Annotated in this window: 18 protein-coding genes and 1 tRNA gene; 13 read left to right on the forward strand and 6 right to left on the reverse strand. The window is 68.9% G+C overall.

Annotated elements, in window-relative coordinates; translation table 11 throughout:
- Positions 1-24: 24 nt before the first annotated feature.
- Positions 25-828, forward strand: coding sequence for an SDR family NAD(P)-dependent oxidoreductase (locus J4E04_RS05820; RefSeq protein ID WP_490150144.1), 804 nt, complete (start codon positions 25-27; stop codon positions 826-828).
- Positions 829-846: 18 nt separating this feature from the next.
- Here the strand turns inward: J4E04_RS05820 and J4E04_RS05825 are convergent, their stop codons facing one another.
- A complete protein-coding gene (locus J4E04_RS05825; RefSeq protein WP_490150145.1) occupies positions 847-1,665 on the reverse strand; it encodes a shikimate 5-dehydrogenase in 819 nt (272 codons plus the stop codon).
- Between the two features lie 46 nt (positions 1,666-1,711).
- Positions 1,712-2,377, reverse strand: a complete 666-nt coding sequence (locus J4E04_RS05830) for an HNH endonuclease family protein (protein WP_056448586.1) — start codon at positions 2,375-2,377, stop codon at positions 1,712-1,714.
- 133 nt (positions 2,378-2,510) lie between these two features.
- Between J4E04_RS05830 and J4E04_RS05835 the strand changes: the two genes are divergently transcribed.
- The 7 genes from J4E04_RS05835 (at position 2,511) to J4E04_RS05865 (ending at position 11,650) form a co-directional block, all read left to right on the forward strand.
- A complete protein-coding gene (locus J4E04_RS05835) occupies positions 2,511-5,366 on the forward strand; it encodes a DEAD/DEAH box helicase (protein ID WP_490150146.1) in 2,856 nt (951 codons plus the stop codon).
- Entirely contained in the window at positions 5,366-6,127 is a 762-nt protein-coding gene (locus J4E04_RS05840) for an SWIM zinc finger family protein (protein ID WP_037187418.1), read from the forward strand. The genes J4E04_RS05835 and J4E04_RS05840 overlap by 1 nt, the downstream gene beginning before the upstream one ends.
- A gap of 64 nt (positions 6,128-6,191) precedes the next feature.
- Positions 6,192-7,700, forward strand: coding sequence for a CoA-acylating methylmalonate-semialdehyde dehydrogenase (locus J4E04_RS05845; RefSeq protein ID WP_027507242.1), 1,509 nt, complete (start codon positions 6,192-6,194; stop codon positions 7,698-7,700).
- 11 nt (positions 7,701-7,711) lie between these two features.
- Positions 7,712-8,851: an acyl-CoA dehydrogenase family protein gene (locus J4E04_RS05850; protein WP_222645978.1), complete on the forward strand. Its 1,140-nt coding sequence runs from the start codon at positions 7,712-7,714 to the stop codon at positions 8,849-8,851.
- Complete coding sequence (locus J4E04_RS05855) at positions 8,848-9,957, forward strand: enoyl-CoA hydratase/isomerase family protein (RefSeq protein ID WP_307091942.1); 1,110 nt, start codon at positions 8,848-8,850, stop codon at positions 9,955-9,957. Before J4E04_RS05850 ends, J4E04_RS05855 begins: the two co-directional genes overlap by 4 nt.
- A complete protein-coding gene (gene mmsB, locus J4E04_RS05860) occupies positions 9,954-10,847 on the forward strand; it encodes a 3-hydroxyisobutyrate dehydrogenase (RefSeq protein WP_490150147.1) in 894 nt (297 codons plus the stop codon). The genes J4E04_RS05855 and mmsB overlap by 4 nt, the downstream gene beginning before the upstream one ends.
- Positions 10,848-10,867: 20 nt before the next feature.
- Positions 10,868-11,650: an enoyl-CoA hydratase gene (locus J4E04_RS05865; RefSeq protein ID WP_027507238.1), complete on the forward strand. Its 783-nt coding sequence runs from the start codon at positions 10,868-10,870 to the stop codon at positions 11,648-11,650.
- Positions 11,651-11,719: 69 nt separating this feature from the next.
- Here J4E04_RS05865 and J4E04_RS05870 read toward each other — a convergent pair whose 3' ends face one another.
- Positions 11,720-12,250, reverse strand: a complete 531-nt coding sequence (locus tag J4E04_RS05870; protein WP_027507237.1) for a MarR family winged helix-turn-helix transcriptional regulator — start codon at positions 12,248-12,250, stop codon at positions 11,720-11,722.
- Between the two features lie 221 nt (positions 12,251-12,471).
- Here J4E04_RS05870 and J4E04_RS05875 point away from each other — a divergent pair, with 221 nt between their 5' ends.
- Positions 12,472-13,287, forward strand: coding sequence for a hypothetical protein (locus tag J4E04_RS05875; RefSeq protein WP_490150148.1), 816 nt, complete (start codon positions 12,472-12,474; stop codon positions 13,285-13,287).
- Positions 13,288-13,356: 69 nt separating this feature from the next.
- Positions 13,357-14,004 (forward strand): alpha/beta hydrolase family protein, encoded by a 648-nt coding sequence (locus J4E04_RS05880; RefSeq protein ID WP_490150149.1) that lies wholly within the window; start codon positions 13,357-13,359, stop codon positions 14,002-14,004.
- A 27-nt stretch (positions 14,005-14,031) separates the two neighbouring features.
- Here the strand turns inward: J4E04_RS05880 and J4E04_RS05885 are convergent.
- The 3 genes from J4E04_RS05885 to J4E04_RS05895 form a co-directional block, all read right to left on the reverse strand.
- Positions 14,032-14,104: transfer RNA gene (locus tag J4E04_RS05885), tRNA-Arg, on the reverse strand.
- 60 nt (positions 14,105-14,164) lie between these two features.
- Positions 14,165-14,866, reverse strand: coding sequence for a DUF305 domain-containing protein (locus tag J4E04_RS05890; RefSeq protein ID WP_027507234.1), 702 nt, complete (start codon positions 14,864-14,866; stop codon positions 14,165-14,167).
- Positions 14,867-14,868: 2 nt separating this feature from the next.
- Positions 14,869-15,750 (reverse strand): thioredoxin-like domain-containing protein, encoded by an 882-nt coding sequence (locus J4E04_RS05895; RefSeq protein ID WP_027507233.1) that lies wholly within the window; start codon positions 15,748-15,750, stop codon positions 14,869-14,871.
- A gap of 157 nt (positions 15,751-15,907) precedes the next feature.
- Here J4E04_RS05895 and argS point away from each other — a divergent pair, with 157 nt between their 5' ends.
- Genes argS through J4E04_RS05910 form a run of 3 tightly spaced genes read left to right on the forward strand, consistent with a single transcriptional unit; the run spans position 15,908 to position 20,324 of the window.
- Positions 15,908-17,560, forward strand: coding sequence for an arginine--tRNA ligase (argS, locus tag J4E04_RS05900; RefSeq protein WP_027507232.1), 1,653 nt, complete (start codon positions 15,908-15,910; stop codon positions 17,558-17,560).
- Positions 17,557-18,975: a diaminopimelate decarboxylase gene (gene lysA, locus J4E04_RS05905; RefSeq protein ID WP_490150150.1), complete on the forward strand. Its 1,419-nt coding sequence runs from the start codon at positions 17,557-17,559 to the stop codon at positions 18,973-18,975. The genes argS and lysA overlap by 4 nt, the downstream gene beginning before the upstream one ends.
- Positions 18,972-20,324 carry a homoserine dehydrogenase gene (locus J4E04_RS05910; protein ID WP_490150151.1) on the forward strand — a complete coding sequence of 451 codons (1,353 nt, stop codon included), beginning with the start codon at positions 18,972-18,974 and terminating at the stop codon, positions 20,322-20,324. The genes lysA and J4E04_RS05910 overlap by 4 nt, the downstream gene beginning before the upstream one ends.
- Positions 20,325-20,391: the final 67 nt, after the last annotated feature.

Below are 20,391 nucleotides of genomic sequence, written 5' to 3' on the forward strand. Positions count from 1 at the left end.
ACGTCCGGTCCCTACAGTGAGCGGATGACCTTGTCGACACTGCGTACGCGTCTCCGCGGATCCACCGTCCTCGTCACCGGCGCGAGCTCGGGCCTGGGTGCCGATTTCGCACGACGCTTCGCGTCCCTCGGGTGCGACGTCGTTCTCGTCGCGCGGCGACTCGATCGCCTCGAGGAGTTGGCGGCGGAGATCTCCTCCCGGCACGGTGTCACCGCCACCCCGATCGCCGCGGACCTCGCCGTGCCCGGTGCGGGATCGGCGCTGAAGGCGACTCTCGGTCACCGCGGCATCACGGTGCACTCGCTGATCAACAATGCGGGATTCGGGACGCACCAGCCGTTCGTCGAGGAGGATCCGGTGACGCTCGGCAACGAGATCGCCGTGAACATCGCTGCTGTCGTCGATCTCTCGCGTGCGTTCCTGCCGGGCATGATCGAGCACGGCGCGGGTGTGCTGGTCACGCTCGCGAGCACGGCTGCGTACCAACCGCTCCCGGGAATGGCCGTCTACGCGGCGAGCAAGGCGTTCGTGCTCAGCTTCACCGAGGCGCTGGCCGTCGAGACTCGCGGGACCGGTGTCACCGTCATGGCGGTCTCGCCGGGTCCCACCGAGACCGAGTTCTTCGAGGTGCTCGGCAGCAAGGACGCCGCGTTCGGGAAGATGCAGACGTCGGAACAGGTCGTGGACACGACGTTCGCGGCGCTCGCGGCCAAGCGGCCCCCGGCCTCGGTGGTGTCCGGAGTGAACAACAAGCTGCAGTCGGCCGGTGTGCGGTTGCTCCCACGTCGCGCCGCCCTCGAGGTCACCGCCAGAATGTTCCGTGAGTAGTCGGCTGGTCGAACGACCTCAGCGCCGACTGAACTCGGAGGCCCGCTGGATCTGCTCGGTGCGCAGGCGCACGCCGGTGTACAGCGCAAATTGCTCCGCGGCCTGCAGTGCCACCACCTGCGCACCGGTGATCACGGGCTTTCCGGCGGCGCGCGCCGCGACGATCAGCGGTGTCTCTGACGGCACCGCGACCACGTCGACGACGGCGCGAGCGGCGGCGATCTGCTCGGAGGCGAACGGCAGCGCGTCGGAGTCCGGACCGCCGGCCATCCCGACGGGTGTCACGTTGACGAGGACGTCGGCCGAGACGTCGTCGGCGGTGGCCGACCAGCCGTAGCCGTACTTCTCGGCGAGAGCCGGTCCGGTTCTCTCGTTGCGCGCCACGACAGTTCCCGTGGTGAAGCCCGTGTCCCGCAGCGCGGCGACGACGGCCTTGGCCATGCCGCCACTGCCCGTGACCGCGACCGACCACGACGGGTCGAGACCGGCCTCCCGGACGAGGTCCGCGACGGCCTGGTAGTCCGTGTTGTAGGCGTGCAGCACGCCGTCCTCGTTGACGATGGTGTTCACCGAGTCGATCGCGGACGCCGAGTCGTGCATGACGTCGACGTGCTCGATGCAGGCCTCCTTGAACGGCATGGACACTCCGCAGCCGCGGATTCCGAGCGCACGGATTCCGGCGACGGCCGCGGGGAGGTCGGTGGTGGTGAACGCCTTGTAGACGAAGTTCAGATCCAGCTCGTCGTAGAGGTAGTTGTGGAACCGGGTCCCGATGTTGCTGGGCCGCCCCGACAACGACATGCAGAGCTGGGTGTCTTTGGTGAACACACGCGACATGACGGGCAGCGTAACGGTTCCGGCGACGGCTCGGGTTCGGACGGAGTCAGGGGCAGGAGTTCGACACCGTGGTCAGCACGTCCCGGTCGGCCACCGTGACAGGAAGCCCGTACCGGACGGCCACCGTGAGGAACCGCCCCGCGTAGTAGCAGTGGTACGCGCCGTTGGGAGGCATCCAGTCCGAGGGGGTCTTGTCGCTCTTCGACTGGTTCTCCGCACCCGAGACGGCCATCAGGTTGTACGTGATGTCGTTGGCGAAACGGATGCGCTGATCGAGCGGCCACTGCCAGGCGCCCATGTCCCACGCCGCCGCCAGCGGGTAGGTGTGATCGATCTGCACGTCGCCCGCGCTCTGCTTGCTGAACGGCAGCACCGATCCCGTGAACGGATCGTTCAACGATCCCGCCACGACGACGCAGTCGTTGGTTCCCGGCCGGAACTGCACGTCGGTGAGCGCGAGCTGCAGCACGTTGTCGCGGGTGCCGCAGCCGTCGTGTCCGCCCGGGCCGTCGTAGTCGTCGGTCCAGGCGGGACCGAACACGCATCCGTCCCCGGCCTTGCAACTGCGCTCGTACCCCGGCACGTCGGGCCGGGAGTCCACGACGGCGACCTGCGCGAGCAGTGACTCGATCGTCGTCGCGGGGGGACTGCCCGGTGCGGGAGTGGGCGCGCCCAGCAGCGTCGAGCAGCCGGTGAGGACGGCCAGGACCATCGCGGCGACGAGCGCGGACGCGAGACGCCGCGTCGGCCGGGTCGAGGAGAAGGTCACGAGGAGCGAGTATGCCGGGTGGGTCCGACAGGACGCGGGACGTTCTGCACAGGCCTCGAAGTGATTGGATGGCACCATGCTCCACGGCCTCTGGACCCCCGGTCGAGGCCTGATGTTGTGGGAGGACGACGACGCCCCGAGCGGCGACCGTCACTCGGCCGATACGCCGGAGCTCCCTCCTCACCTGGCCAAGGTGATGTCCCGACGGATGCGGCACCGTGCCGACGTCACCCTGCCGACGCCGCGCGGACACGTGGCGGTGTCGATGCCGTCGATCGCGCTGGCGCCGGCGGACGCAGCGGAACTGCTGTTGCGCGTTCCGCCCCGCCACCCCGCGATCTCCGGTGATCTGCGCTATCTCGCCCTCGTGGTGGCCGGGGTGGAGCGGTGGGTCCGTGCCGCGCGGGTGGTCCCGGTGCAGGTGCGGTTCGAGTCGCAGTGGTGGCTGCGGTGGCGACTGGTCGGAGGGGAGCCACAGCGCGCGTGGCGCGCGGAACTGGCGGCCGCGATGCCGCCGGTGCAGAGTGCGGAGGGCGGTGCGCGCGCCGTCCTCGACGACCTGCTCGCCGAGGTGACGGATCCGATCGTGCGCCGCGTCATCGGACGCCCCGGAGTCGAGCATCCGCTCCTGTGGTCCCTCGTCGAGGAGGAGCCGTACGAGGAGGGATCGGCTCGCTCCGAGGCGGCACTGGAGCAGTGGTGGGCGAGCCTGCGCGGCGACGAGCCCGAGCTGGTCCTGCGGCTCACCGAACCAGACGACGACGAGGAGACCGGGGAGCCGTTGTGGCCGCTCGAGGTGTTGCTGCGTCCGGACGGTGAGGCGCCGACGCCGGTGGTGGTGCACCGCGGCGGCGCGCCCGGTGCACACGGTGGCGGAGCGCCGGGTGTGCGCGACGCGGAACTGTTCCGGGTCGCGGTGGCGAAGCTCGGCGAGGCGATGGCCGCGTACGAGCCGCTGCGCTCGATGGCGACGGACACCGGCTCGCTCGACATGCTGCTGCCCACGGCGGCGGTGACCGACTTCGTGCTGCACGGGGTCGAGAAGCTGCGTGCCGTGTCGGTCGGGGTGCTGCTTCCGCGGGCGTGGAGTCGCCTCGACGCGTCGTTGCGGCTGAAGGTCGACTCGCCGCCGTCGCCCACCGCGGAGAACCGGGCGGTGGGGTTGGACGAGATCGTCTCGTACGACTGGCAACTGGCCATCGGCGACATGGAACTGACGCCGGAGGAGATGGCCCGGCTCGCGTCGACGAAGGGCGACCTGGTGCGACTGCGCGGCACCTGGGTGCAGGCCGACGGAACCGCCCTGAGCCGCGCGATCGAGTACGTGACGAAGCAGAACCGGGACCGCGCCCTGCCGCTCGCCGACGTGCTGGGGCAGTTGTCCGCCGAGAAGCCGCCGCCGGTTCCCGTCGAGCGGATCGAGGCCACCGGCTGGGCGCAGAAGTTGCTCGACCCGGACCGCCGGTCGGAACCGGTGGAGGTGCCCGACTCGGTGCACGCGACGCTGCGGCCGTATCAGCAGCGCGGTGTGGAGTGGCTCGCCTTCATGAGTTCGGCCGGCCTCGGGGCGGTACTGGCCGACGACATGGGGTTGGGAAAGACGCTGCAGTTGCTGGTTCTCCTGGCGCACGAGCGATCGGCGACACCGACGTTGCTCGTCGCGCCCATGTCGGTGGTGGGCAACTGGCAGCGCGAGGCGGCGAAGTTCGTGCCGACCCTGCGCGTGCTGGTGCACCACGGGCCGGATCGCGCGACGGGGGACGACCTGACGGCTGCGGTGCGCTCGCACGATCTGGTGGTCACGACGTACGCATTGTTGGCCCGCGACGTGGGCGAACTGTCGGCGCAGACCTGGCGACGGGTGGTGCTCGACGAGGCCCAGCACGTCAAGAACAGCAGCACGGCGCAGGCCCGCGCGGCGCGGGCGATTCCCGCGGCGCACCGGATCGCGCTGACGGGCACGCCCGTGGAGAACCGGTTGGACGAGCTCCGGTCGATCTTCGACTTCTGCAACCCCGGCATCCTGGGCACCACCGCCACGTTCCGGGCACGCTTCGCGATCCCGATCGAACGCGAGAAGGAGGAGACCGCCGTGGCCAGGTTGCGCTCCCTCACGTCACCGTTCGTTCTGCGACGGGTGAAGACCGACAAGACGGTCATCGCGGATCTGCCCGACAAGTTCGAGATGACCGTGCGCTCGAACCTCACCGCCGAGCAGGCGAGCCTGTACCAGGCCGTCGTCGACGAGATGATGCGACAGATCGCCGAGAGCGAGGGCATGGCGCGCAAGGGTGCGGTGCTCGGCGCACTGACCCGGCTCAAGCAGGTGTGCAACCACCCTGCGCACTTCCTCGACGACGGGTCGACGGTGTTACGTCGTGGCAAGCACCGCTCCGGCAAACTCGCACTCGTGGACGACATCCTCGACTCGGTCCTCGGCGACGGCGAGAAGGCGTTGTTGTTCACCCAGTTCACGGCGTTCGGCTCGATGGTGGCGCCGTACCTCGAACGCCGGTTCGGCGTTCCCGTCCCGTTCCTGCACGGTGGTGTGAGCAAGGGCCGACGGGACGCGATGGTCGAGGAGTTCCAGTCCGCCGGCGGTCCTCCGATCATGGTGCTCTCGCTCAAGGCGGGTGGCACCGGCCTCAACCTGACGGCCGCCAATCATGTGGTGCACCTGGACCGGTGGTGGAATCCGGCGGTGGAGAACCAGGCGACGGATCGCGCGTTCCGCATCGGCCAGCGCAAGGACGTCCAGGTGCGCAAGTTGTTGTGCGTCGGCACCGTGGAGGAGCGCATCGACACCATGCTCACCACGAAGAAGGATCTGGCCGATCTCGCGGTGGGCTCCGGCGAGAGTTGGATCACCGAGTTGTCGACGGGGGAGTTGCGCGATCTGCTCACGCTCTCCGAGGACGCGGTGGGCGACTGATGGCGCAGTTCGACCAGTTCGGCCCCCGGCGGCGGATCCCGGACGGCATCGCGGCGAAGACCTCTCGGGGCGCCTTCGGTCGCACGTGGTGGGGCAAGCAGTTCGTGGAGACCATCGAGTCGATCGCCGACGCCGGGCGGCTCTCGCGCGGACGGACGTACGCCCGCGGCGGGCAGGTGATCTCCCTCGAACTCCGACCGGGGCGGATCGACGGCGACGTCCAGGGCAGTCAGGTGGAGCCGTTCTCGGCGTCCGTGAGCATCGCTGTCCTGGATCCGTTCGACATGGACGCGCTGATGTCCGACGTGCAGGAGTCGCCCGGCATGCTGACCGAGCTCGCCTCCGGCTCTGTTCCACGGGCGCTGGGGCCGCGGCTGCTGCTGTCGAGTGCGTCGCAGCTCGATTTCGACTGCACCTGCCCCGACAGCGGGTGGCCCTGCAAGCACGCCGCGGCGCTGACGTATCTCGCCGCGGAGCGGATCGACGAGGACCCGACCCGCCTGCTGGCGCTGCGCGGCGTCGACCTCGATGCCCTGGTCGGGTTCGTCGAGGACGCGGAGGCGACGGTCGATCCGGACGATCACTTCGGTGACGCGACGACGCTGCCCGCGCTGCCGGACCCGCTGTTCTCGCCGGCGTCGGACGATCTCGAGGCGTCGTTGCTGCGCATCGCGTTGCGGACTGCGGACGTCGACGAGCGCGGGGTGCGGTCCGCGATGGCGGAGCTCGATGCGCTCTATCGGCGGATGGGCGGGGCGTGATCCTGGACATACGTGGACGTCCGACTATAGGATCACCTCACTCAACGACGACGAAGGTGGATCCGTGACCCGAGAACTGACGCACTACATCGGTGGACAGCACGTGGCGGGGGAGTCGGGCCGTTTCGCCGACGTCTTCGACCCGAACACCGGCGAGGTGCAGGCCCGCGTTCCGCTCGCCAGTACGGCGGAGGTCGAGGCGGCCGTGGCGAACGCCGAGGAGGCGCAGGTCGAGTGGGCGCTGCAGAATCCGCAGAAGCGTGCCCGCGTCCTGATGCGCTTCCTGGCCCTGATCAACGAGAACATGGAGCCGCTCGCACAGTTGCTCTCGTCCGAGCACGGCAAGACCGTGGCCGATGCCAAGGGCGACATCCAGCGCGGACTCGAGGTCGTCGAGTTCGCCACCGGCATCCCGCATCTGCTCAAGGGTGAGTTCACGGCGAGTGCCGGAACGGGTATCGACGTGTACTCGATGCGTCAGCCTCTCGGTGTCGTCTCCGGCATCACCCCGTTCAACTTCCCCGCGATGATCCCGCTGTGGAAGGCCGCGCCCGCCATCGCCTGCGGCAACGCGTTCATCCTCAAGCCGTCCGAGCGGGACCCCTCCGTGCCGCTGCGGTTGGCCGAACTCTTCCTCGAGGCCGGTGGCCCTCCCGGAATCTTCAACGTCGTCAACGGTGACAAGGAAGCAGTCGACGCGATCCTGACCGACCCCCGCGTCAGCGCGGTGGGCTTCGTCGGCTCCACGCCCATCGCCCAGTACATCTACGAGACGGCGGCGGCGCACGGCAAGCGCGCCCAGTGCTTCGGCGGAGCGAAGAACCACGCCATCGTCATGCCCGACGCCGACCTCGACGAGGTGGCCGATGCGCTGATCGGTGCCGGCTACGGCAGTGCGGGTGAGCGCTGCATGGCCATCTCCGTGGCCGTGCCCGTCGGCGAGGAGACCGCGGAGGCCCTGCGCGCCAAGCTGGTCGAGCGCGTCGAGAAGCTCAGCGTCGGACGCAGCGACGACGCGGGCAGCGATTTCGGACCGCTCATCACGGCCGAGGCCGTCCAGCGCGTCACGGACTACGTGCAGATCGGTGTCGACGAGGGTGCGGACCTGGTGGTCGACGGCCGAGGCTTCTCCCTCGCCGGCCACGAGAACGGGTTCTTCACCGGCGCAACGCTGTTCGACAAGGTGACGACGGACATGCGCATCTACAAGGAGGAGATCTTCGGACCGGTGCTGCAGATCGTGCGTGCGGCCGACTACGAGGAGGCCCTGCGCCTGCCGTCGGCTCACGAGTACGGCAACGGTGTCGCGATCTTCACGCGCGACGGTGACACGGCGCGCGACTTCACCGCGCGGGTCAACGTCGGCATGGTCGGCGTCAACGTTCCCATTCCGGTGCCGATCGCGTACCACACCTTCGGTGGCTGGAAGCGGTCCGGATTCGGCGACCTCAATCAGCACGGCCCGGATTCGGTGCGGTTCTACACCAAGACCAAGACGGTCACCCAGCGGTGGCCCAGCGGCCGCAAGGAAGCTGTGGCGCAGAACCACTTCGTCATCCCGACGATGGACTGACGGTGGCGGACATCTTCGCGCTCGACGAGGACGAGCGCGCGATCAGCGAGACGGCAGCGGATTTCGCCGCGGAGTTCCTCGCTCCGAACGCCGTGGAGTGGGACCGGACCAAGCACTTCCCGGTCGACGTCCTGCGCAAGGCCGCCGCTCTCGGTATGGGCGGGATCTACATCGCCGAGGACGTCGGCGGCTCCGGTCTGCGCCGCGTCGACGCCGTGCGGATCTTCGAGAAGCTCGCCGCAGGTGATCCGTCGATCGCCGCGTACCTGTCGATTCACAACATGGTGGCGTGGATGATCGACACCTACGGCTCCGACGATCAACGGCGACAGTGGCTTCCGGCTCTGTGCTCGATGGAGACCCTGGGCAGCTACTGCCTCACCGAACCGGGCGCCGGATCCGACGCGGCCGCGCTGTCGACCAAGGCGGTGCGCGACGGGGACACCTACGTCCTGAACGGCGTGAAGCAGTTCATCTCGGGTGCCGGCGAGTCCGCCGTCTACGTCGTCATGGCACGCACCGGCGGGCCCGGCCCGTCCGGCATCTCCGCGTTCGTCGTCGAGAAGGACACGCCGGGACTGTCGTTCGGCGCCAACGAGGCCAAGATGGGCTGGAACGCGCAGCCCACCCGCCAGGTGATCCTGGAGGACGTCACGGTGCCGGCCGACAATCTGCTCGGCGGCGAGGGCAACGGGTTCCGCATCGCGATGAACGGCCTCAACGGCGGTCGCATCAACATCGCGGCCTGCTCGCTGGGCGGCGCGACGGCGGCGTTCGACGCCGCGGTGTCCTACCTCGCCGACCGTCGTGCGTTCGGATCACGGCTGCTCGACGCGCAGGCACTGCAGTTCCGCCTGGCCGACATGCGGACAGATCTCGAGGCGGCCCGGGTCCTGCTCCTGCGGGCCGCGAGTGCTCTCGACGCCGATGCTCCCGACAAGGTGCAGCTGTGTGCGATGGCGAAGAAGTTCACCACCGACGTGGGGTTCACCGTGGCCAACGACGCGCTCCAGTTGCTCGGTGGCTACGGCTATCTCAGTGAGTACGGTCTGGAGAAGATCGTCCGCGATCTCCGAGTGCACCAGATCCTGGAAGGAACGAACGAGGTCATGCGAATCGTCATCGCCCGATCGGTGGTGGGTGCCGCGTGAGCGACACCGCCGCGGAGAACTCCGACGTCCTGCTGACGGTCGACCGCGGGGTCGCCACGGTCACCCTGAACCGGCCGCGCGCGATCAACGCGCTCAGCCACGCGATGGTGCGCGACATCGACGCGGCTCTCGTGCGGTGGGAGGACGACCCGTCGGTGCGCGCCGTGCTGATCACCGGCAACGGTGAGCGTGGACTGTGCGCCGGCGGCGACATCGTCGCGATCCACGACGACGCGAAGGCGAAGGCGGGCGAGAACTGGCCGACGGGGTCCGCCACCGCGAAGTTCTGGCGGGACGAGTACGTCATGAACTCGCGGATCAACCGGTACGGCAAGCCGATCGTCGCTCTGATGGACGGTGCGGTGATGGGCGGCGGAGTGGGTATCTCCGCTCACGCGACGGTCCGTATCGTGACGGAGAAGTCGAAGGTCGCGATGCCCGAGGTCGGCATCGGCTTCGTTCCGGACGTCGGCGGGACGTATCTCCTCGCCCGGACGCCCGGCGAGATCGGCACCCACCTCGCGTTGACCACCGCACGCATGACGGCGGGCGACGCCGTCGCTGCCGGATTCGCCGACCACTTCGTGCCCACCGAGGATCTGCCGGCGTTCGTCGAGGCCCTGCACACGGGCACCGTCGACACCGCGCTGTCGCTCGTCTCGCCCGTTCCCGAGTCGGCTCTGGCGGCGCAGCGTGAGTGGATCGACGCGGCCTACACGGGCGACGACGCGGCGAGCATCGTCGCGCGGTTACGTGCCGACGGCCGCGACGAGGCCGTCGCTGCGGCCGACGCGATCGAGGCGAAGTCCCCCACGTCGGTGGCGGTCACGCTCCGCTCACTGCGCCGCGCGGCCGCGGCGTCGTCGCTGGACGAGGTCCTCGACGACGAGTACCGCGTGTCCATCGCCTGCCTGGACAGCCCCGACCTCGTCGAGGGCATCCGCGCGCAGGTGGTGGACAAGGATCGTCGACCGCGCTGGCGGCCTGCCCATCTCGACGACGTCACCACCTCCGACGTCGATCGTTTCTTCGCACCGCTCGGCGACGCCGAGTTGGGTCTGACATCCGCTGCGGCGGACTCCGTCTCGAAAGGACCACAATCGTGAGCATCGTGATCGCCTTCCTGGGGCTGGGGCACATGGGCGGGCCGATGGCGGCCAACCTCGCCGCGGCCGGCCACGACGTCCGAGGCTTCGACCTCGTTCCCGCCTCGCTCGACCAGGCGCGGGAGAAGGGCATCACGGTCGCCGAGTCGGCCGCCGACGCCGTGGCGGGTGCCTCGGTGGTGGTGACTATGTTGCCCAGTGGCAAGCACGTCCTCGACTGCTATGCCGACGTCGTCCCCGCTGCCGGCGCCGGCACGCTGTTCATCGACTCCTCGACCATCGACGTGGCCGATGCCCGTACGGCGGCCGACGTCGCGCGGGCCGCGGGCCACCGCGCCGTCGACGCTCCCGTCTCGGGCGGCGTCGGTGGAGCCACCGCGGGCACGCTGACGTTCATGGTCGGGGGCGACGACGCTGCCGTCGCCGAGGCGAATCCGCTGCTCGAGCTCATGGGTCGCAAGATCGTGCACTGCGGACAGAGCGGCAACGGCCAGGCGGCCAAGCTGTGCAACAACATGATTCTCGGGGTCTCCATGATCGCCGTCAGCGAGGCCTTCGTGCTCGGGGAGAAGCTGGGGCTGACCAATCAGGCACTGTTCGACGTCGCCAGCACGGCATCGGGACAGTGCTGGGCGTTGACCACCAACTGTCCCGTTCCGGGACCGGTGCCGACGAGTCCCGCGAACAACGACTACACGCCGGGATTCGCCGCCGCGTTGATGCGCAAGGATCTGGGTCTCGTGTCGGAGGCCGTGCGCGCCAACGGTGTCGAGGCGCAGCTGGGCATGCTGGCCTCGGCGATGTACGAGGCGTACGCCGCCGAGCACGGGGACAGGGACTTCTCCGGCATCGTGCAGGACATCCGTGAGCGTTCGGGCGGTACCGCGTGAGCGACGTCGGGACGCCGAAAGTGGAGACGCAGCAATTCGAGACGATCACGGTCGAGACCAGGGGCCGCGTCGGCGTCATCACGCTGAACCGGCCGAAGGCGCTGAACGCGTTGAACTCTCAGCTGATGACCGAGGTGGTCGAGGCTGCCGTGGCGTTCGATCGTGATCCGGCGATCGGGGCGATCGTGGTGACCGGTTCCGAGAAGGCGTTCGCGGCCGGTGCCGACATCAAGGAGATGCAGTCCAAGACCTACATGGAGGTCTACACGCAGGACTTCTTCTCCGAGTGGGACGCGTTCGCCGCAGTGCGCACACCGACCATCGCCGCCGTGGCGGGTTACGCCCTCGGTGGGGGTTGCGAGCTGGCCATGATGTGCGACATCTTGATCGCAGCGGACACGGCTCAGTTCGGCCAACCGGAGATCGCTCTGGGGGTGATCCCCGGAATCGGTGGCTCCCAACGGTTGACCCGTGCCGTCGGCAAGGCCAAGGCCATGGAGATGTGTCTGACCGGCCGCAAGATGGGCGCCGAGGAGGCGGAGCGAGCAGGGCTCGTGTCGCGGATCGTGCCGGCGGCCGATCTGCTCGCCGATGCGCTGGAGACGGCCGAGACGATCGCCGCGAAGTCGCTGCCCATCGCTGTCATGGCGAAGGAAGCCGTGAATCGGGCGTTCGAATCGACTCTGGCGGAGGGTGTTCGGTTCGAACGTCGCCTGTTCCACTCGACGTTCGCCACCGACGATCAGACCGAGGGCATGACCGCCTTCACCGAGAAGCGTCAGCCGGTGTTCCGCCACCGCTGATCCGGCCGTACCGAGATCCGGTGCGACACTCCTCGCCCGAGCGAGGGGAGTGGCACCGGATCTCTGCTGTCACCAGCCGGACGTGTCCTCGTCGTCGAAGTCCCCGGCGCGCCGCCGGACCCCTGCGAGGATGGACACCAGTCTGTCCAGATCCGCACCCGCGACTCCGGGGAGCCCGAACACGCGGTCGTTGAGATCTTCCGTCGCCTTGACCGCCAATTGCCGTCCCGCCTCGGTGATCTCGACGAGTGTGGTGCGGCGATCCGTGGGGTGCGGTACCCGCGTGACCAGGTCCGCCTTCTCCAACCTGTCGACGGCGTTGGTCACCGAGGTGGGATGGACCTGCAGGCGTGCGCTGGCTTTCGCCATCGGCAGGGCGCCGGTCTTCGTGAAGGTGAGCAGGGTGAGCAACTCGTAGCGAGCGAAGGTCAGCCCCGTGGGTTTGAGGACCTCTTCGACGCGCGCCATCATGATCTGTTGGACGCGCATGATGGACGTGACCGCGGCCATGCCGTCGGCGGCGTCCGACCATCCGTGGCGGATCCACTGACGGTGAGCTTCCGCGATGGGGTCCAGCGGAAGCTTCGGCGCTGACGACATGGGTCGATCTTCCCACGTTCGCACGGTGGATCGACTCGGCGCGCGACCGAGTCGATCGCCACATCCGTCACATCTGCATCATGCGACACTTTGGTATCAATGCAGTCTCGACGACCGTGACCTGACGAAACCCGTGATCGAATCGGACCACACGGTTCCCACGGGACCGCACGCGCATCTCGATCCCGAGATCGTCGACCCCGAGCCATTCAGGAGCATGCATGCGTACATTCCGTCGGCCTCGTCGAACGGTGGCCGCCCTGGCCATCGCCTGCGCCGGAGCGCTCGCGCTGCCGGCCGTCGCCTCTGCCGATCCGGCACCCGCTCCGGACCCGTTCCAGCAGGCGCTGGCCACTCTCGAGGGATCCGCTGCGTCGGGGGACGTCGCCCTCGAGGCGGCGCGCGCCGTGCTGGGTGCCGCACCGTCGGTCGATGTCGCGGAGCCCGCCGGTACGAACCCGCTGGCGCTGCTGGACGCTGCGAACGGACTGCTCGGCGGCTTCGGTCTCACGCCGTTCTTCTACCCGACGGCCGCGATCAACTGCTCCGCGCTCCCGGGTGCGCCGCTCGGCATCGTGCCCGCGGTCGCCGGTTCGGCTCCCGGCCCGTACACGCCGAAGGTGCCGGGTGTCACCATTCCGACACTGCCCGGGATCGACACCACGATCGCCGATCCGGGCGAGACGCTGTACGCCTTCGTTCCGGCGCCCGGCGGCATCGTGAACGACGGTGCGAACAAGTCCGGCATGCAGGTGGCGTGGTTCAACGTCACCACGCTGAAGGGTGGCTTCGCCGACATGGGTGGTCTCACCGACGTCGTCCTCGCGGAGATCATCGAGCCACTGGGTGAGCCGTTCCGTTCCATCGGACGCGACCTGCTGACGAACAACCTCTCGAAGTTCCCCAACGCCGGTGTCCGCCTGGCACCCGTCGCCACGGGCTCGGGCACCGTGTTGTCGGCGATCTTCGGCCAGGTCTCGCACGACGGCAAGACCTGCGCGTTCTTCCCGACGGTGGGGCTCACTCAGGTTCCCTGACGCCGGACGCACGAGAAGAACGGGCATCGACCACTGTGGTCGGTGCCCGTTCTGCGTTACGGTCGCGGCATGACGGAGGGAACGGTGCGGGAGTGGCGGGCCGACGGGATCCACGGCTTCGTCCACGAACCTGCCGGCGCACCCGTCGCGACGGCCGTGCTCGCCCACGGTGCGGGAAGCAACTGCGACGCAGCGATTCTGGTGGCCGTGGCCACCGAGCTCGCGGACCGTGGGGTACTGACGGCGCGGATCGATCTCCCGTTTCGTCAGGCTCGGCCCAAGGGCCCTCCGAACCGAGCGGGCGCCGCCGCGGATCGTGCCGGTATCGCCGCCGCGGTGCGGGCGCTGGATGCGCGGGGACCGGTGATCGTCGGGGGTCACTCCTACGGCGGCCGTCAGGCCTCGATGCTCCTCGCCGAGGACCCCGACATCGCGGACGCTCTTCTCGCACTGTCCTATCCGCTGCACCCGCCGACGAAGCCGGACACCCTGCGGACCGAGCACTTCCCGGGCATCGCCGCTCCGACCGTGATCGTGCACGGCTCGCGGGACCCGTTCGCCACCGGCGACGAACTGCGCGAGCACACGACGCGGATCGGGGGAGCGGTGACCATCGTGACGATCGAGGCTGCGGGACACGACCTGGCGCCTGCGAGGAAACCGACGGCCCGGCTGACGGCCGACGCCGTGATGACGGCGCTCCTGGCGAACGACTGACGGTGCTCGCACCGGGCGAGTGATGGGTGCCCCCGGCAGGATTCGAACCTGCGGCCTTCCGCTCCGGAGGCGGACGCTCTATCCCCTGAGCTACGGGGGCGCACCGGACCGAACTCCGATGTGCCGTTTCGGGCGGTGCCAACAGTAGCGCATCACGCGATCAGAGCGGAGCAGCACCCTTCTCGGTGAGCATCTGCGTCATCAGCTGAGCCTCCGAGGTCTGGGTGTTCACCATCGTCTGCGCGAGATTGCGCACCGCGGGCGTCTCCGCGTGCACCGCGCCGTACTCCATCATCGGCAGACCACCCTCGTGGTGGCGCAGCATCAACTGGAGGAACAGCACGTCCAGTGCCGGACCGGTGGCGGCGCGCAGCGCCGTCATGTCCTGCGTACTCGCCATACCCGGCATGGTCTGCACGGGACCGGTGGACGAGCCGGACCCGGACATGGACGACATCGACGAGCCGGACATGGAGTGTCCTCCGTCCTCCGTCATCCAGCCCATGTAGCCGCCCGTCGGCAACGGAGCGGCGTCCCAGAGCGCCAGCCAGCCCTGCATCTGCCCGGCCTGGTTCTGCTGTGTCGTGAGGATGTCGTACGCGAGATTCTTGACCAGCGGATCGGAGGCGCCACTGAGCGCGATGGTCGCCATCTCGATCGCCTGGTTGTGGTGCACGGTCATGTCCTGCGAGAACCCGACGTCGACCGAATCGGCGCCCGGTGTGGGTGCCGGATCGTCCCGCAACGGGGTCTGCGCGAGGAAGCCGACGGCGAACCCGATGACGAGCAGGGCCACCGCGCCCAGGACCAGCAGGGCCGATCGCTGACTCCGCTGCGCCGTGGGCCGTTCCTCCGTCGTCACGCTCACGGTGTGGGCACTGCCGCGCCGTCGGTGGGCAGGCCGTCGGTGGGCAGGCCCAGCCCGCCCGGGAGCTGACCCGCACCCGTCTCGGAGGCGTCGGGGGTCAGGCCCTCGCCGCTCATCGGCACCGCGTCGGGGCCCGGTGCACTGCCGTCGAACGGCGGCGGGTTGTCCTGGTCGAAGGTCTCCGGCGTCGTGGAGCAGCTCGCGCCGACCTCGGGGTAGGCGTAGCGGTTCAGGCGCAGTGCGGCGATGAAGTGGTCGATCCGGGGGTCGTCGACACTGTCGAGCTTGAGCTGGTGGCCCCACGACTGCAGGGAGATCGGGGAGTCGAGTCCGGGGTAGGCGGACATGAGCATGTACTGCTGGTTCTCGACCTTGGCGGCCAGCGTCGAGATCTGGTCCTCGCTCAGGTCGTCCGGGTTGTAGGCGATCCAGACGGCGCCGTGCTCGAGCGAGTGCACGGCATTCTCGGTGCGCAGGCCGTCCGGGTAGACCGTGCCCATGCAGTTGGCCCACACCTGGTCGTGCGGGCCACCGAACGGCGGCGACTGGTCGTAGGCGACACGCTGCGAGCCGGTGACGTGCAGCGCAGCGGGATAGTCCTGCGTGACCACGCCGTCGATGCCGGTCGACGGGTCCTGGTTCTCCTCGGTGGGAGCGAAGCGCTGCGCCTCGGCGCGGTCCTGGTACTTGGGCACCAGGTTCCAGGCCAGGGCGCCGATCAGCGCGATGACCACGACGGATGCCGCCACCGTCAGCCACGGGATCTGGCGCCGCTTGCCCGATCCCACGCTGGAGGGGACACCACCCTTGTTCCGGGTGCCGGTCTTGCTGGCAGCCTTGATGGCCTTGGCTGACTTCTTGTCGGAACCGCTTGGCATGGTCGGAGCGCTCTTTCGATCGAGGAGATGAGTGGCCGCGTACTCGAGGCAGCCCCACTGTACGGAGGGAGTCTGAGCCCTCGCTGAAGCGCTCCCGTCGGACCCACCGGTGACCGCGGTCGGGGTGCTGTGCAGCGAGACCATAGGATAAGGCCCCGTGACTCCCGCCGACCTCGCCGAACTGCTGCATGCCACCGCAGCGGCCGTGCTCACCGAGCACGGACTCGATCCTGCCGTGTTGCCCGCGACGGTGACGGTGGACCGCCCGCGCAATCCCGAGCACGGCGACTACGCGACCAACGTCGCGATGCAGGTGGCCAAGAAGGCGGGCGTCAGCCCCCGCGACCTGGCGACCTGGCTCGCGGACGCTCTGGCCGGTGCCGACGCTGTCGAGGCCGTCGACGTGGCCGGTCCCGGATTCCTCAACATCCGGCTCGCGAAGTCCGCTCAGGGCGCCATCGTGGAGCGCGTGCAGCGCGAGAACGATCGCTACGGCTGGTCCGACGAGCTCACCGGTACCTCGATCAACCTGGAGTTCGTCTCGGCGAACCCCACGGGTCCCGTGCACCTGGGCGGCGCTCGCTGGGCCGCGGTGGGCGACGCCCTGGGGCGCATCCTCACCTCGCGGGGTGCCGCGGTCACCCGCGAGTACTACTTCAACGATCACGGCGCGCAGATCGATCGGTTCGCACGCTCGCTGGTCGCCTCGGCGCTGGGTCTGCCCGCTCCGGAGGACGGCTACGCGGGCGAGTACATCGCCGAGATCGCCGCGGCCGTCGTCACGCAGCGACCGGACGTGATGGGTCTGCCCGACGACGAGCGGCAGGAGGTGTTCCGAGCCCTCGGCGTCGACGCGATGTTCACGAAGATCAAGTCGGACCTGCACGAGTTCGGCACCGACTTCGACGTGTACTTCCACGAGAACTCGCTCTTCGAGTCCGGCGCGGTCGAGCGCGCTGTGGAGACGCTGAAATCCTCGGGCAACCTGTACGAGAAGGACGGGGCCTGGTGGCTCCGCAGCACCGAGTACGGCGACGACAAGGATCGCGTCGTGGTCAAGAGCGACGGCAACGCCGCGTACATCGCCGGCGACATCGCGTACTTCCAGGACAAGCGATCTCGCGGGTTCGACCTGTGCATCTACATGCTCGGCGCGGACCACCACGGCTACATCGGTCGGCTCAAGGCCGCTGCCGCAGCCTTCGGTGACGATCCGGCGACCGTCGAGGTGCTCATCGGTCAGATGGTCAACCTCGTCCGCGACGGTGTCGCCGTGAAGATGAGCAAGCGTGCGGGCACGGTGATCTCTCTCGACGACCTCGTGGAGGCCATCGGGATCGACGCCGCGCGGTACGTGATGGTGCGGTCGTCGGTCGACTCGTCGATCGACATCGATCTCGCGCTGTGGGCGAGCCGGAGCAACGACAACCCGGTGTACTACGTGCAGTACGCTCACGCCCGGTTGTGTTCTCTCGCCCGCGGTGCCGAGGAGCTGGGCGTCTCCGCCGCGGATCCCGACTTCGCGCTGCTGACCCATGCCGCGGAAGGTGACCTCGTCCGTACCGTCGGGGAGTTCCCCCGCGTCGTCGCCAGTGCGGCGGGGCTGCGCGAACCCCACCGGATCGCCCGGTACCTCGAGGAGTTGGCGGGTGCCTATCACCGGTTCTACGGAGCGTGTCGAGTACTTCCCCGAGGAGACGAGGATCCGATGCCCGTCCACACAGCGCGGCTCGCCCTGGGCGACGCCACTCGGCAGGTCCTGGCCAACGGCCTGGCCATGCTCGGTGTCAGTGCACCGGAGAAGATGTGAGCGCGCATCCCGCCGGGCCGCGGCACGCTGAGCAGTCGGGCCCCGGCACCCCGGAGCGTCCGGCGGACAGCGCGGCACTCACGGACCTTCATCCGAAGGTGTTCCCCCGGAACGCAGCTCGTGGTGACGACGGCGTCGTGACGCTGGCCGGTGTTCCGGTGACGGAACTCGCCGCCACGTACGGCACGCCGCTGTTCGTCATCGACGAGGACGATTTCCGGTCGCGCTGCCGCGAGATGGCGGAGGCGTTCGGTGCCCCCGAGCGGGTGCACTACGCGTCCAAGGCCTTCCTGTGTGGGGAGATCGCTCGCTGGGTCGCGGACGAGGGTCTGTCCCTCGACGTGTGCTCGGGCGGCGAGCTGGCGATCGCACTGAACGCGGGCTTCCCGGCGAACCGGATCGCGATGCACGGCAACAACAAGTCACGGGCCGAACTGGAGGCGGGAGTGCGCGCCGGTGTCGAGCACGTCGTGCTGGACTCGATGATCGAGATCGACCGGCTCGACGAGGTCGCTGCCGCGGCGGGAACGGTGCAGGACGTCCTGATCCGCATCACCGTCGGGGTCGAGGCACACACGCACGAGTTCATCGCCACCGCCCACGAGGACCAGAAGTTCGGCTTCAGCCTGTCCGACGGCAGCGCGCTCCGGGCCGTCAGTCGGGTGTTCGAGACCGGCAATCTGCGCCTCGTCGGCCTGCACTCGCACATCGGATCCCAGATCTTCGAGGTCGACGGGTTCGAGCTCGCGGCTCACCGCGTGATCGGGTTGCTGCGCGACATCAAGGCCGAGTTCGGCACCGAGAAGACCTCGCAGATCACCGTGGTCGATCTCGGCGGCGGCATGGGCATCCACTACGTGCCGGGGGACAACCCGCCCCCCGTGCAGGATCTGGCCGCCAAGCTCGCCCACATCGTCGAGTCCGAGTCGGCGGCCGCCGGGATCCCTACTCCGACACTGGCAGTGGAGCCCGGACGTGCGATCGCGGGACCCGGCACCGTGACGCTGTACGAGGTGGGCACCGTCAAGGACGTCACCGTCGACAGCACCCACACGCGCCGCTACATCAGCGTCGACGGGGGCATGAGCGACAACATCCGGACCTCGCTCTATCAAGCCGAGTACGTCGGCCGCCTCGCGTCGCGTACGTCGGAGGCTCCGGCCGTTCTGGCCCGGATCGTCGGAAAGCACTGCGAGAGTGGCGACATCGTCATCCGCGACACGTGGCAGCCTGAGGATCTCGGTCCCGGTGACCTGTTCACCGTGGGCGCGACGGGTGCGTACTGCTACTCGATGTCGTCCCGGTACAACCTTCTGCCCCGTCCGGCCGTCGTCGCCGTGCGGGACGGGCAAGCGCGGCTGGTACTCCGCCGCGAAACGTTCGACGACCTGCTCAGCTTGGAGGTAGACCGGTGACCGCTCCAGAATCGTCAGTGTCATCGGAGGCCGCGGCCTTCGTCAGTCCCGTGGACAAGCCGATCGGCGTCGCCGTCCTCGGTATGGGGAACGTCGGCAGCGAGGTCGTGCGCATCCTGCTCGATCACGCCACCGATCTCACCGCCCGCGTCGGTGCGCCGCTCGTGCTACGGGGAGTCGCGGTGCGCGACATCGGCAAGGACCGCGGCATCGACCCCGAACTGCTGACCACCGACGTGCGCGCACTCGTCGCGCGCGACGACGTCGACCTGGTGGTCGAGGTGCTCGGCGGCATCGAGCCGGCCCGCGAACTGATCCTCGCCGCGCTCAACGCCGGCAAGTCGGTCGTCACGGCCAACAAGGCACTCCTCGCCGAGTACACCGGTGAGTTGGCCGATGCCGCCGAGAGCCACCGCGCCGACCTGTACTTCGAAGCCGCTGTGGCAGGGGCCATTCCGGTGGTCCGGCCGCTGATGCAGTCTCTCGCCGGTGACCGGGTGAACCGTGTCATCGGCATCGTCAACGGCACGACGAACTTCATCCTCTCGGCCATGGACGAGACGGGTGCGGACTACGCGGACACGCTCGCGGAGGCGGGACGGCTGGGATACGCGGAGGCGGATCCGACGGCCGACGTCGAGGGCTTCGATGCTGCGGCGAAGGCCGCCATCCTGGCCTCGCTCGCGTTCCACACGCGGGTCACCTCGGCCGACGTACACCGCGAAGGGATCTCCTCGATCACCGCGGCGGACATCGCCACCGCGCGTGCGTTCGACTGCACCGTCAAGCTTCTCGCGCTGTGCGAGCGTGTGAGTGACGACGACGGCAACGACCGCATCTCCGTCCGCGTCTACCCGTCGCTCGTACCGCTGTCGCACCCGCTCGCCTCGGTGTCGGGTGCCTTCAACGCCGTCGTGGTCGAAGCCGAGGCCGCGGGACGGCTCATGTTCTACGGCCAGGGTGCGGGCGGCGCTCCCACCGCGTCCGCCGTCATGGGCGACCTGGTGATGGCGGCGCGCAACAAGTTCTACGGCGGCCGTGGACCCGGGGAGTCGACGTACGCCAAGCTCCCCGTCGCGCCCATGGGGGACACCCCCACGCGGTACCACGTCAACATGCAGGTCGCGGATCGCGCCGGAGTGCTCTCCGCCGTCGCGGCCGAGTTCGCCAAGAACGACGTCAGCATCTCCACGGTGCGCCAGGAGGGCGCGAGTAAGCATGCCCGTCTCGTCGTCGTCACGCACCGCGCCAAGGACTCGGCTCTGGCGGCCACCGTGGACGCGCTGAAGGAACTCGACATCGTCACCGCCGTCACCAGCGTTCTCCGACTCGAGGGAACGTCCGAATGATCGGGATCTCGATGGCGGAATCGACTGTGGCGCCGTGGTCGTCGGTGAACCCGGCTGCTCCCGAGTC

It is taken from the genome of Rhodococcus sp. NFXS4, from assembly GCF_058139645.1.

Excerpts from the sequence above, each read along its gene's own strand:
- J4E04_RS05830 (WP_056448586.1), bottom strand. The coding sequence starts at position 2,377 with ATGGTCCTGGCCGTCCTCACCGGCTGCTCGACGCTGCTGGGCGCGCCC.
- J4E04_RS05825 (WP_490150145.1), bottom strand. The coding sequence starts at position 1,665 with ATGTCGCGTGTGTTCACCAAAGACACCCAGCTCTGCATGTCGTTGTCG.
- J4E04_RS05875 (WP_490150148.1), top strand. The coding sequence starts at position 12,472 with ATGCGTACATTCCGTCGGCCTCGTCGAACGGTGGCCGCCCTGGCCATC.
- J4E04_RS05880 (WP_490150149.1), top strand. The coding sequence starts at position 13,357 with ATGACGGAGGGAACGGTGCGGGAGTGGCGGGCCGACGGGATCCACGGC.
- J4E04_RS05895 (WP_027507233.1), bottom strand. The coding sequence starts at position 15,750 with ATGCCAAGCGGTTCCGACAAGAAGTCAGCCAAGGCCATCAAGGCTGCC.
- J4E04_RS05870 (WP_027507237.1), bottom strand. The coding sequence starts at position 12,250 with ATGTCGTCAGCGCCGAAGCTTCCGCTGGACCCCATCGCGGAAGCTCAC.
- J4E04_RS05820 (WP_490150144.1), top strand. The coding sequence starts at position 25 with ATGACCTTGTCGACACTGCGTACGCGTCTCCGCGGATCCACCGTCCTC.
- J4E04_RS05840 (WP_037187418.1), top strand. The coding sequence starts at position 5,366 with ATGGCGCAGTTCGACCAGTTCGGCCCCCGGCGGCGGATCCCGGACGGC.
- J4E04_RS05835 (WP_490150146.1), top strand. The coding sequence starts at position 2,511 with ATGCTCCACGGCCTCTGGACCCCCGGTCGAGGCCTGATGTTGTGGGAG.